Origin of the sequence: Microbacterium terrisoli (assembly GCF_030866805.1) — a bacterium.
Taxonomy (GTDB): domain Bacteria; phylum Actinomycetota; class Actinomycetes; order Actinomycetales; family Microbacteriaceae; genus Microbacterium; species Microbacterium terrisoli.
On the sequence record NZ_CP133019.1, the window covers coordinates 961,009 to 972,884 of the forward strand.

An 11,876-nucleotide genomic window follows, 5' to 3' on the forward strand; every position below is an offset into this window, starting at 1 on the left:
CGAATCGGGCTGCGGCGGGGCGTGGCATCCAGACCCGACGCGAAGGAAGAGCGAACATCGTGACCGATATCGACTGGGATGCACTGCATGCGGCGGCGCGTGAGGCCTCGGAGCACGCGTACGTGCCGTATTCGCGGTACCGCGTGGGGGCGGCGGCGCTGGTGACCGACGGACGGATCATCTCGGGCTGCAACGTCGAGAACGCGTCGTACGGGCTGACCCTGTGCGCGGAGTGCGGGCTGATCTCGGACCTGCACCGCTCGGGCGGGGGGCAGCTGGTGGCGTTCGCCTGCGTGAACGGCGAGGGGGCGACGATCATGCCGTGCGGCCGGTGCCGTCAGCTGCTGAACGAGCACGCGATCCCCGGCATGCTGCTGGACACCGTCTCGGGCATCCGCACGATCGACGAGGTGCTGCCCGACGCGTTCGGTCCGCGCGACCTGGAGAGCGCACGATGACCGAGCCTGCGCGCGTCGAAGCGTTCGACGCGGTCGACGTGATCCGCGCGCAGCGCGATCGCACCGGCAACTCCGAGGCGGCGCTGCGCTGGATGGTGGATGCCTACACCCGCGAATACGTCACCGATGCGCAGATGGCGTCCTTCGCGATGGCGGTGCTGCTGAACGGCATGGACCGCGGCGAGATCCGCGTGCTCACCGACGCGATGATCGCGTCGGGGGAGCGGATGAGCTTCGCCGGGCTCGGCCGTCGCACGGTCGACAAGCACTCCACCGGCGGGGTGGGCGACAAGATCACGCTGCCGCTTGCGCCCCTCGTGGCCGCGTTCGGAGTGGCCGTTCCGCAGCTCAGCGGCCGAGGCCTGGGCCACACGGGCGGCACGCTCGACAAGCTGGAGTCGATTCCCGGGTGGCGCGCGGCGCTCTCGAACGACGAGCTGTTCGCGCAGCTGCGCGAACTCGGCGCCGTGATCTGTGCGGCGGGCACCGGCCTTGCCCCCGCCGACAAGCGCCTGTACGCGCTGCGCGACGTCACGGGGACGGTGGAGGCGATCCCGCTGATCGCCTCCAGCATCATGTCCAAGAAGATCGCCGAAGGCACCGAATCGCTCGTGCTCGACGTGAAGGTCGGGTCGGGCGCCTTCATGCACGACCTGGGCCGCGCTCGCGACCTGGCCCAGACGATGGTGGCGCTGGGCACGGATTCGGGGGTGGCCACGACGGCGTTGATCACCGACATGGACACACCGCTCGGGCTGGCGATCGGCAATGCGAACGAGGTGCGCGAATCGGTCGAGGTGCTCGCCGGAGGCGGCCCCGCCGACGTGGTCGAGCTGACGGTGACCCTGGCCCGCGAAATGCTGGCGCTGGCCGGGCAGCCCGACGCCGACGTGGAAGCGGCGCTGCAGGACGGCCGGGCGATGGACGTGTGGCGTGCGATGATCCGCGCGCAGGACGGCGATCCGGATGCCGTGCTCCCCACGCCGCGCGAGACCGAGACCGTGACCGCGCCGTCGGCCGGTGTGGTCACCCGCATCGACGCGTGGGACTTCGGCGTGGCCGCCTGGCGGCTGGGCGCGGGCCGGGCACGGCCGCAGGATCCGGTGGTGCACGAGGCCGGTATCGATCTGCACGTCAAACCGGGTGATAGCGTGGCAGCCGGTCAACCGCTGTTCACCCTCGGCGCCGCCGACGCGTCGCGCATCCCGCGTGCGCTCGAGGTTCTCGAAGGCGGGTGGGCCGTCGAGGCCGTCGCCCCGGCGACGCGCCCCCTCGTGATCGAGCGCATCACCGCTTGACCGTGCTGCGGCCGCTGCCGCGGCATCCATCGTCTTCGTGAGGAACATCATGCCCATCGAACAGAACGGCGACGCCAGCATCGACGGCGTCTCGCTGCGGAGCCTGCCGAAGGTCTCGCTGCACGACCACCTCGACGGCGGACTGCGGCCCGCGACCATCATCGAGCTCGCCGACGCGGCGGGCGTCGAGGTGCCCGAGCACGACGCGGCCGCCCTCGGCGGCTGGATCGCGACGCAGAGCGACTCGGGCTCGCTGGTGGAGTACCTGAAGACGTTCGACCTCACCACCGCCGTCATGCAGACGCGCGAGGGCCTCACCCGCGTGGCCCGCGAATTCGTCGAGGACCTCGCCGCCGACGGCGTCGTGTACGGTGAGGTGCGCTGGGCGCCCGAGCAGCACGTGTCGAAGGGGCTCAGCCTCGATGACGCGGTCGACGCCGTGCAGCGGGGCATCGACGAAGGGGAGGATGCCGCAGCCGCGGCAGGGCACGACATCCGCGTGGGCCAGCTCATCTCCGCGATGCGCCATACCGACCGCTCGCTGGAGATCGCCCGACTGGCCGTGTCGTGGCGCGACCGCGGCGCGGTCGGCTTCGACATCGCCGGCCCCGAGGACGGCTTTCCGCCCTCACGGCTGCGTGAGGCGTTCGACTACCTGGCCTCGCAGTTCTTCCCGACCACGGTGCACGCGGGCGAGGCGGCAGGCATCGACTCGATCCGCTCGGCGCTGCTGGACGGGCGCGCGCTGCGGCTGGGCCACGGCGTGCGCATCGCATCGGACTTGGAGTTCGTCGGTCGCGAGGGCGATGACGTGCAGGTGCGATTCGGCGACGTCGCGCGGTGGGTGCGCGACCGCGAGATCCCGCTGGAGCTCTCGCCCTCCTCGAACCTGCAGACCGGTGCGGTCGCCGCCTGGGGCGAAGAGCTCTCGGATCACCCGTTCGACCTGCTCTACCAGCTGGGCTTCGCGGTCACGGTCAACGTCGACAATCGCACCATGAGCGGCACGTCGCTGACCCGCGAGCTGGCGCTGCTGACAGAGACGTTCGACTACGACCTGGCCGACATCGAGGCGTTCCAGCTCAATGCCGCCGCCGGCGCCTTCCTGCCGGTCGAAGAGCGCGAAGAGCTCGTGGAGGTCATCGCCGCCGGATTCGACCGCTGAGACCTGTGGCGGTGACGGTGACGAAGAGGGCGCTGATCGTCGGAGCGTCGCGGGGGATCGGTCTCGGACTGGTCGAACGGCTGCTGGAGCGCGAATGGCAGGTGACGGCCACCAGCCGACGCTCCCGCGCCGGCGAGTTGGCGACCCTGGCCGAACGCTCTGCCGGGAGGTTGCAGCTCGAGACGGTCGACATCGACGATCCTGACTCGGTGGCCGCGCTCCACGAGCGACTGACCGGCGCCGGCTTCGACCTGCTGTTCGTGAACGCGGGCACGACGCACGACCGGTGGGAGACGGTGGCCGACATCGCCACTTCGACGTTCCAGCGGGTGATGCTGACAAATGCGCTCAGCCCGGTGCGATTCGTCGAGCAGTTCCACGATCTGGTACCCGACACGGGCACCATCGGGGTGATGTCGTCGGGGCAGGGCAGCGTCACCAACAACACGCGGGTGACCGGCTGGGAGATCTACCGCGCGAGCAAGTCGGCGTTGAACCAGCTGATGCGCAGCTTCGCCGCACGCCATCCCGATGACCCGCGCACCCTGCTGCTGATGGCGCCCGGATGGGTGCGTACCGAGTTGGGCGGACCCGACGCGACGGGAACCGTCGAAGACAGCTCTCGCGGGGTGGTCGATGTGATCGAGGCGCGCTCGGGCGCAGGCGGCCTGCACTACCTCGACTATCGGGGGCAGACCGTCCCCTGGTGAGACCGGTCGCCGCCTGCGGCCTCAGAGCTCAGTACCTCCATGCCGTGTACGAGGTGACGCACGGCGATGAGAGGTCTGCGCGGGTTCCGCCGGTGTAGACGACCTCGACGGCGAGCACCCGGCCGGTGCGGTCCTCGATCGTGGCGCGGGCCTGATGCTGGCCGTCGGCCGACGGCCCCACCAGCACGGTGCCGCGCCGGCCCAGGCGATCTCTGCCGCTGCCGGCCACCTCGAGGGAGTGCGCGGTGCTGAGGAAGGTCAGCATGGCCGAGGTCTGCGCGGCGTCCAGACGCCAGGAATCCAGGATGGTCGGAACCTGCATCAGGATCTCGCCGGCGGGGGCTGACGCATCCACCCCGAACGTCCGTGCCAGATACGCCGCCCACTTCGCAGACGACTCGGGCGGCTCAGGGACCGGATCTTCCATCGTGTACTGCGCGATGATCTGGCCCGCAGGGTGGGCACTTGCCGGGATCACGACCGCGCCGGTGTCGGCGAACGGCGTTCCCGCCCGGGCGACCACCGATACGGTGGCCCCGCCGCGTGCGACAGTGACCTCGCGCGGCTGGATGAACTGCGCCGCCGCCGTCTGCGCGGGATCCGTCACCAGGTCCAGGTTCCAGGTCTGGTAATCGATCGTCGTGCTCGTCGCCGGCGGCGCCGCAGCCGCGGTGCGCGCGAGCCGGGTGAGCACACCGGCGGCGTCGTCATGGACGGAGCGCAGCTGGGCGAGCGGGGGCGTGACGGCGGGCCTCGTGACGGCCGTGACCGTCGAGGCCTGCGAGGTGCCGGCCAACACCGCCAGGAGCGTGGCGGCCACCGCCGTGCCCAGGATCGCGAGGGTGTGCCGACGCGATGCGCGTCGACGAGGCGGCGTCGACAGCGGGAGGGGAAAGGCCGGTGCACCGGATGCCGCGGCCGCGGCATCCACGCCGTTCAGCGCGCGCGGGACCGCATCGACACGCACGTCAGCATCGTCGCTCACTACCGCGCCTCGTTCGGGATTCTCGGCACCCCGCCAAGGTACCACTCTCAGGGCATTCGCAGACAGACCTGCCGCTGGGCGCGGACGGACGCCGCATGACCGTGGGTTTCGATCCGTTTCGGGAATACGGCGGGGCCACATCAGGCTGGTACTTGAGGGGGTGCGGCCACGCCGCGCCCCCGAAACCCCCGACGCTTGCGGCGACCGTGGCATCTCGGCATGCGCGCATCCGTGCGGCGGATACAAGCCGCGTACACAAGCGGCGGACACACGCAGTGGACAGAAGAGGCATCATATGAGACGACGACACCTGGCGGCGGCCATCGCGTTGGCCGCAGCGGCGGCCATGGCGTTGACCGCGTGCTCCGGCAGCACCGACAACGGCACCAGCGCGTCCGGGGGCAAGGGCGGCACGCTCACGATCCTCACGCAGGCCACGCAGATCAACCTCGACCCCGCCAAGAGCCAGAACCTCGCGATCACGACCATGGGTCTGATCGAGCGGCGCCTGACGACGTGGGACATCCAGAAGGGCAAGCCCGCCGAGGTCGTCCCCGACCTGGCGACGACGATCGGCACCGCCAGCGACGGCGGCAAGACGTGGACGTACACCCTCAAGGACGGCCTGAAGTTCGCCGACGGCACGCCGATCACCGCGCAGGACATCAAATACGGCATCGAGCGCTCGTTCGCCCCGGAGCTGTCCGGCGGCCTCGGCTACCACAAGTCGCTGCTGGTGGGCGGTGCTGACTACAAGGGCCCCTACACCGGCGGCGAGCTCGCCTCGATCCAGACCCCCGACGCCAAGACGATCGTCTTCCACCTGAACGCGCCATACGGCGACTGGCCGTGGATCGCGTCGATGCCGGCATTCGCGCCGGTGCCCAAGGCGAAGGACAACCCGCAGACCTACGGCGAGAACCCCGTCGCCACCGGACCCTACAAGGTCGCCTCCAACAAGCAGGGCACCGAGCTCGACCTCGTGCGCAACACGCATTGGGACGCCAAGACCGATCCGGTGCGAACGGCCGGCCCCGACAAGATCGTGTTCAAAGAGAGCCAGGATGTCTCGACCAGCACACAGACGCTGATCAGTGACGCCGGCAGTGCCAAGACGTCGTTCCTGGCCACTTATCTCGGCGCCGCCGAGCTGAACCTCGTGAACAAGAACCCCGACGCCAAGAAGCGCCTGGCCACCAGTGACGCAGGACCCCTCACCTACCTCGCGTTGAACACTCAGCGCCCGGCGCTGAAGGACCTCAAGGTCCGTCAGGCGATCGAGTACGCCGTCGACACGAAGGCGTTCATCATCGCGCAGGGCGGCCCGCAGGCGGCCATCCGCGCGACGACGCTGATCACCCCCGGCATCCCGGGCCGTGAGGAATACGACCTGTATCCGTCGGGCGCGGACGGTGACGTCGCCAAGGCCAAGCAGCTGCTGGCCGAGGCCGGGCACTCGTCCGATCTGAAGCTGGTGCTGTGGGCGCAGAACGATCCGTCCAACCAGGCGCAGGCGCAGGCGCTGCAGCAGGGCATCGAGCGCGCGGGCATCCAGGTGACGATCAAGCCCCTCGACGTGAACACCCTGTTCAACGACGCCACGACCGGAGCCAACCCCGACTACGATCTGGTCCTCAGCAGCTGGCAGCCGGACTTCCCGAGCGCGAACGGCAACATCCAGCCGCTGTTCGCCTCGAGCCAGATCGGCGGCGGCGGGTACAACCTGTCGCGCTACTCGAACCCGGACGTCGACAAGCTCATCGCCCAGGCCAGCGCGACCGTCGACCCGGCCGCCGCGCAGAAGCTGTGGGCGCAGACCGACAAGCGCATCATGCAGGATGCCGCAGTCGTGCCGTTGACCTATGCGAAGCAGTCGTTCCTGGCCGGCAGCGATGTGAAGAACTTCTTCATCGCGTCGTTCCCCGCGTATCCGAACTACCTCACTGTCACACTGGGACAGTGACGCTCGAACCACCTGCACCCTTGCTGTCGGCGGACGCGGTCCGCATCGCGTTCGCCGACACCAGTGGCACCCGAGGCGAAGCCCGCACCGTCGTAGACGGCGTGGGCTTCGCCCTGTACCCCGGGCGCGTGCTGGCACTGGTCGGCGAATCCGGGTCGGGCAAGTCCGTCACCGCGATGTCGATCCTGGGGCTGCTGCCGCCGACGGCGCGGGTGACCGGCAGCATCCTGCTCGGCGACAGACAGCTGGTGGGCGCATCGCAGCGCGAACTGCGGGCGGTGCGCGGCGCCCGGATCGGCACGATCTTCCAAGAGCCGATGAACGCGTTCAACCCCGTGTACACGATCGAGTGGCAGATCGCCGAAGTCCTCGAGACGCACGGACGGCTCTCGCACGCCGACGTGCGCGCGCACGTGCGCGACCTGCTGGGCTCTGTCGGCATCCGCGACGTGGAACGTGTCGCCCGTTCCCACCCGCACGAGCTCAGCGGCGGGCAGCTGCAGCGCGCGATGATCGCGATGGCGATCTCGTGCAACCCTGAGATCCTCATCGCCGACGAGCCGACGACAGCACTGGATGTCACCGTGCAGGCCGGCATCCTCGACCTCATCCGCACGCTGCGCGACGAGCGCGGCATGGCGGTGCTGCTGATCACCCACGACATGGGCGTGGTCGCCGACCTGGCAGACGACGTGATCGTGATGCGCGCCGGCGAAGTGGTCGAGCGCGCCCCGGTGCACACCCTGTTCGCCGCGGCGCAGGCCGACTACACGCGCAGGCTGCTGCAGGCGGTGCCGCGACTGGACGCGCCCGCATCCGGCGGATCCGCGCCCGATCTCGTGGCGCCGGATGCCGCGGCTGCGGCATCCTCTTCCTCTCCGGTGGTCGAGGTGCACGAGGTCGACATCGTGTACGGCGCCAACGGGTGGGGCCGCACGAGCGTGCACGCCGTGAGCGAGGCGAGCTTCACGATCAACGCCGGATGCACGTTCGGCCTGGTCGGAGAATCGGGGTCGGGAAAATCAACGCTGGGTCGAGCGCTGGCAGGCCTCGTGCCGGTGGCGGCAGGACGCGTGCAGGTCGACGGAGTGGATCTGGCGACCGCCTCGCACCGGCGGCTGCGCGCCGTGCGGCGCCGCATCGGCTATGTGTTCCAGGACCCGGCCTCATCGATCAACCCGCGCTCCACGATCGGGCGCGCCATCGCCGAGCCGTTGCGGCTGCACGCGAGACTGCCGGCCGCGCAGCGCCGCGCGCGGGTGGCCGAGCTGCTGGATGCCGTGCAGCTGCCGGCCTCATACGCCCAGCGCTACCCGCACGAGCTGTCGGGCGGGCAGCGCCAGCGCGTCGCGATCGCCCGCGCCGTCGCGCTGCGCCCGGCGCTGCTGATCGCCGACGAGCCCACCAGCGCCCTGGACGTGTCGGTGCAGGCCACCGTGCTCGAACTGTTCGTGCAGCTGCAGCGTGAATTCGGCTTCGCGAGCCTGTTCATCAGCCATGACCTCGCCGTCGTGCAAGAGGTCGCGCAGGATGTCGCCGTGCTGCAGGGCGGCCACATCGTCGAGGTGGGTCCCGCGCGGCGACTGCTGACCGCCCCGGCCCACGCATACACCCGGCGCCTGATCGCCGCAGCTCCGGTGGCCGACCCGATCGCCCAGCGCGAGCGCCGCGAGCAGTGGCGTCGACTGACCCACGACGATGCGGAGGCCGTCGCATGACCGTCGCGAACACGGTCGAAGGCACCGGCATCCCGTCACAGCGCACCGGGTTCGCCCATGTCGCCCGCTCTGTGCTGCACGACCCGTGGGCCACCGCGGGGGCGGTCACCATCGTCGTGTTCGTGCTCGCCGCGATCTTCGCGCCGCTGCTGACCGGCATCACCGGGCAGAACCCGTACACGTACCATGTCGATCTGCTCGACGAATCCGGCGCACCGCTCGGCTTCGGCGGCGGCATCAGCGCCACGCACTGGTTCGGCGTCGAGCCTCTGACCGGCCGCGACCTGTTCTCGATCGTCGTCTACGGCGCGCGCATCTCGCTTCTGGTGGGCATCAGCGCCACGGTCATCTCGGTGCTCATCGGGGTGTTCGTGGGGCTGACCACCGGCTTCTTCGGCGGCTGGTACGACCGGGTCGGCAGCCGGGTGGTCGATGTCATGTTCGGCTTTCCCACCCTCGTGTTCATGATCGCCCTGACCGCGATCGTGCCCAGCGCCTTCCCCCGTCCTCTGTTCATGATCATCGTCATCGGGCTGTTCGGCTGGCCCTCGATCTCCCGCGTCGTGCGCGGACAGGTGCTGTCGCTGCGCGAGCGCGCGTTCGTCACGGCATCCACCGCCATGGGCGCCGGCGGATGGCGGGTGGCCGTCAGCCAGGTGCTGCCCAACGTGTCGGCGACGATCATCGTGTACACGACGATCATGGTGCCCTCGATGATCGGGTTCGAGGCGGCGCTGTCGTTCCTGGGTGTGGGCGTGCCGCCGCCCACTCCCAGCTGGGGCCGCACGATCGGCGAGGCCGTCGGGTGGGTGCAGGTGACGCCGATGTATCTCGTGTTCCCCGGTGCCGCGCTGTTCCTGATCACCCTCGCCTTCAACGTGCTCGGCGACGGCCTGCACGACGCGCTCGATCCGAAGGGGGTCCGGCGATGACGCGATTCATCCTGCAGCGCCTCGCCGGCATGGTCCTGGTGCTGCTGGTCGTGGCGATCATCTCGTTCGCGATCTTCTACCTGCTCCCGGCCAACCCCGCCCAGCTCAGCTGCGGCAAGCCCTGCACGCCCGAGAACCTCGCACGCGCCGAGCAGTTCATGGGCACGAACCTGCCCTGGTGGCAGCAGCTCGGCGCCTTCCTGTGGGGGATCGTCGCCGGCCGCACCTTCGGCTCGGGCGATGCCGCCGTCGTATGCGCGGCGCCCTGCTTCGGCTACTCGTTCCAGCAGAACGCGTCGGTCACCGACCTGATCGCCTCACGATTCCCGGTCTCGGCATCCATCGCCGTCGGCGCAGCCGTGCTGTGGCTCGTGCTGGGGGTTGCGGGCGGCGTGATCTCGGCCCTGCGGCGCGGAACCTGGGCCGACCGCACCGTCATGACCTTCGCGATCGCGGGGGTCTCGGCGCCGAGCTATCTGGTCGGGCTGCTGGGGATCCTGCTGTTCGGGTTCACGCTGCAGTGGCTGCCCACCGGCGGGTACGTGCCCCTGACCGAAGATCCCGTGCAGTGGTTCCTGCATCTCGTGCTGCCGTGGTGCACGCTGGCGTTCATCAGCGCGGCCATCTATGCACGGCTCACCCGCGGCGAGATGATCGAATCGATGGGGCAGGACTACATCCGCACCGCGCGGGCCAAGGGCCTGAGCGAGCCGAGGGTCGTGACCCGGCACGGGCTGCGCAACGCCATCATCCCGGTCGTGACGATCTTCGGACTCGACCTGGGCAGCCTTCTGGGCGGCACCGTGATCGCCGAGAAGGTGTTCTCGATGCAGGGGCTCGGGGCGCTGCTGATCGACGGCGTGCACACGCTCGACCTGCAGCTCGTGGTGGGATTCACCCTGTTCGCGGCGTTCCTGATCGTGTTCGCGAACTTCGTGGTCGACCTGCTGTACGGCTTCGTCGACCCGCGCGTGAAGACAGCCTGACGCGGACCCGGCTACCGGCCGGCCTGGTGGGCGGCCACCACGGCGCGCACGGCGGGGAAGAGGGCGTCGGCCGGGATCAGCCCCGTCACCTCTTCGGTGAACACGTCGGCGTCCAGCTCACGCAGCAGCTGCTGAAGCGACACCGACTGCTCGTCGGCGGGATCGTCGAACGCGAGGGCGGCACCCACGGCCTCGACCAGGGCCGACACCGGCAGGCCGAGCTCGGCCGCCTCGGCGGCCGGGCCGATGAACCGCTCATGCCGCGACAGCTTGCGCAGCGGCTGGCGCCCCACGCGCCAGACGGTGTCGGGCAGTGCGGGGTTGCGGAATCGGTCCAGGATCGTCGCCCGGTAGGCGGCGAGCTCGGCGGCGTCCAGACCGTGTTTGGCCGCCAGCAGTGCCGAGGTCTCTTCGAGCGCGGCGGCCACCCGTGCGGCGATGCCGGGCTCGGCCAGGGCGGCGGAGATCTGCTCGATCCCCGCGATCGCCCCGAAGTACGCGGTGGCGGCGTGGCCGGTGTTCACCGTGAAGAGCTTGCGCTCGATGTACGGTGCGAGTTCGTCCACGAAATGCGCGCCGGGAATGTGCGGCAGCCGGTCGCCGAACGCAGGCCGTTCGATCGCCCACTCGAAGAACGGCTCGACTGTGACATCCACCCCCGCTCCTTCGGGCTGGGCCGGCACGATCCGGTCCACCGCCGTGTTGGCGAACACGGCGCGTCCGTGCAGCACGGCCCACTCGTCGCCTGCGGCGCCCTCGATCTCACCGCGCAGCACGTCGGTCGCCCCGATCGCGTTCTCGCACGCCATCACCTGCAGCGGCGGAGCATCCGCCGGCCGGCGACGCAGGCCCTCGAGGATCAGCGGGGCCACGAACCGCAGGATCGTGGGGCCCACAGCGGTCGTGGCGACCTCGGCGGTGGCGATCTCGTCGGCCACGGCATCCGGGTCCTGTGCGCTGTTGATGGCCCGAAAGCCGGTCACGACGGTGTCGCGGCCGCCGGCGCCCACTTCGTGCACGGTGTAGGAGTCGACCGCGTTGATGGCGTCGACGAGCGGGGCTGCGACGTCGGAGAACACCAGGTCGTAGCCGCCGTCGTGCAGCAGCAGGCCGACGAAGCCGCGTCCGATGTTGCCGGCGCCGAAGTGGACGGCCTTCATGCCGCGGCCCTCACGACTCGTTCACCGAGGCGAGCATGCTGAACAGCTCCTCGGGGGAGCCGGCGGACTTCAGACGGGCGACCTCGTCTTCATCCGAGAACAGGATGGCGATCTGCGAGAGGATCTCGAGGTGCTCGTCGCCCTTGCCGGCGATGCCGATCACGAAGGTGACCGGTTCGCCGTCCCAGTCCACGCCGCCGTCGTAGCGGATCACCGCCAGAGCCGAGTCGAGGATCGCATCCTTCGTCTCGTTCGTGCCGTGCGGGATCGCCAGTTCGTTGCCCATGTAGGTCGACACCGTGCGCTCGCGCTGCTGCATCGCGTCGTAATAGGCGCTGGTGACCGCGCCGGCGGCCTCGAGCATGTCGGCGGCCTCCTTCATCGCCTGATCGCGGCTGGCGCCGTCCGAATGGATGCGGACCTGCCCGGTGGAGAGAACCTCGCGTGCCATGTTGTTACCTCTCTTCATGCGTCTGCGTACGCCGTCGTGCTGTCGAGCCC

General features: G+C 69.9%; 11 protein-coding genes. 8 read left to right on the forward strand and 3 right to left on the reverse strand.

Translation table 11 applies throughout. The features are described from left to right. Positions 1-59 precede the first annotated feature (59 nt). From QU603_RS04035 to QU603_RS04050, 4 genes are read left to right on the forward strand one after another with little or no spacing between them, the layout of a single operon-like run. Positions 60-458 carry a cytidine deaminase gene (locus tag QU603_RS04035; RefSeq protein WP_308493208.1) on the forward strand — a complete coding sequence of 133 codons (399 nt, stop codon included), beginning with the start codon at positions 60-62 and terminating at the stop codon, positions 456-458. After that, positions 455-1,756 (forward strand): thymidine phosphorylase, encoded by a 1,302-nt coding sequence (locus QU603_RS04040; protein ID WP_308493209.1) that lies wholly within the window; start codon positions 455-457, stop codon positions 1,754-1,756. The genes QU603_RS04035 and QU603_RS04040 overlap by 4 nt, the downstream gene beginning before the upstream one ends. A gap of 49 nt (positions 1,757-1,805) precedes the next feature. Further along, positions 1,806-2,921 carry an adenosine deaminase gene (locus QU603_RS04045; protein ID WP_308493210.1) on the forward strand — a complete coding sequence of 372 codons (1,116 nt, stop codon included), beginning with the start codon at positions 1,806-1,808 and terminating at the stop codon, positions 2,919-2,921. 11 nt (positions 2,922-2,932) lie between these two features. Further along, positions 2,933-3,631: an SDR family NAD(P)-dependent oxidoreductase gene (locus QU603_RS04050; protein WP_308493211.1), complete on the forward strand. Its 699-nt coding sequence runs from the start codon at positions 2,933-2,935 to the stop codon at positions 3,629-3,631. A 28-nt stretch (positions 3,632-3,659) separates the two neighbouring features. On the opposite strand, the gene QU603_RS04055 is transcribed toward QU603_RS04050, so the two are convergent. Beyond that, on the reverse strand, positions 3,660-4,616 hold the full coding sequence (locus QU603_RS04055) for a hypothetical protein (protein WP_308493212.1): 957 nt from the start codon (positions 4,614-4,616) through the stop codon (positions 3,660-3,662). Positions 4,617-4,911: 295 nt separating this feature from the next. On the opposite strand from QU603_RS04055, the gene QU603_RS04060 reads away from it, so the two are divergent. Genes QU603_RS04060 through QU603_RS04075 form a run of 4 tightly spaced genes read left to right on the forward strand, consistent with a single transcriptional unit; the run spans position 4,912 to position 10,215 of the window. Beyond that, complete coding sequence (locus tag QU603_RS04060; protein WP_308493214.1) at positions 4,912-6,579, forward strand: ABC transporter substrate-binding protein; 1,668 nt, start codon at positions 4,912-4,914, stop codon at positions 6,577-6,579. Next, positions 6,576-8,297: a dipeptide ABC transporter ATP-binding protein gene (locus QU603_RS04065; RefSeq protein WP_308493215.1), complete on the forward strand. Its 1,722-nt coding sequence runs from the start codon at positions 6,576-6,578 to the stop codon at positions 8,295-8,297. The genes QU603_RS04060 and QU603_RS04065 overlap by 4 nt, the downstream gene beginning before the upstream one ends. Then, positions 8,294-9,229 (forward strand): ABC transporter permease, encoded by a 936-nt coding sequence (locus tag QU603_RS04070; protein ID WP_308493216.1) that lies wholly within the window; start codon positions 8,294-8,296, stop codon positions 9,227-9,229. The genes QU603_RS04065 and QU603_RS04070 overlap by 4 nt, the downstream gene beginning before the upstream one ends. Next, positions 9,226-10,215: an ABC transporter permease gene (locus QU603_RS04075; RefSeq protein ID WP_308493217.1), complete on the forward strand. Its 990-nt coding sequence runs from the start codon at positions 9,226-9,228 to the stop codon at positions 10,213-10,215. Before QU603_RS04070 ends, QU603_RS04075 begins: the two co-directional genes overlap by 4 nt. A gap of 11 nt (positions 10,216-10,226) precedes the next feature. On the opposite strand, the gene QU603_RS04080 is transcribed toward QU603_RS04075, so the two are convergent. Further along, positions 10,227-11,375 carry a mannitol-1-phosphate 5-dehydrogenase gene (locus QU603_RS04080; protein WP_308493218.1) on the reverse strand — a complete coding sequence of 383 codons (1,149 nt, stop codon included), beginning with the start codon at positions 11,373-11,375 and terminating at the stop codon, positions 10,227-10,229. 10 nt (positions 11,376-11,385) lie between these two features. After that, positions 11,386-11,826: a PTS mannitol transporter subunit IIA gene (locus tag QU603_RS04085; protein WP_308493219.1), complete on the reverse strand. Its 441-nt coding sequence runs from the start codon at positions 11,824-11,826 to the stop codon at positions 11,386-11,388. Between the last annotated feature and the right edge of the window lie 50 nt (positions 11,827-11,876).

Bases quoted from the DNA above. Each gene is read 5' to 3' on its own strand.
- QU603_RS04070 (WP_308493216.1), top strand. From the start codon at position 8,294: ATGACCGTCGCGAACACGGTCGAAGGCACCGGCATCCCGTCACAGCGC.
- QU603_RS04080 (WP_308493218.1), bottom strand. From the start codon at position 11,375: ATGAAGGCCGTCCACTTCGGCGCCGGCAACATCGGACGCGGCTTCGTC.
- QU603_RS04045 (WP_308493210.1), top strand. From the start codon at position 1,806: ATGCCCATCGAACAGAACGGCGACGCCAGCATCGACGGCGTCTCGCTG.
- QU603_RS04085 (WP_308493219.1), bottom strand. From the start codon at position 11,826: ATGGCACGCGAGGTTCTCTCCACCGGGCAGGTCCGCATCCATTCGGAC.
- QU603_RS04060 (WP_308493214.1), top strand. From the start codon at position 4,912: ATGAGACGACGACACCTGGCGGCGGCCATCGCGTTGGCCGCAGCGGCG.
- QU603_RS04075 (WP_308493217.1), top strand. From the start codon at position 9,226: ATGACGCGATTCATCCTGCAGCGCCTCGCCGGCATGGTCCTGGTGCTG.
- QU603_RS04040 (WP_308493209.1), top strand. From the start codon at position 455: ATGACCGAGCCTGCGCGCGTCGAAGCGTTCGACGCGGTCGACGTGATC.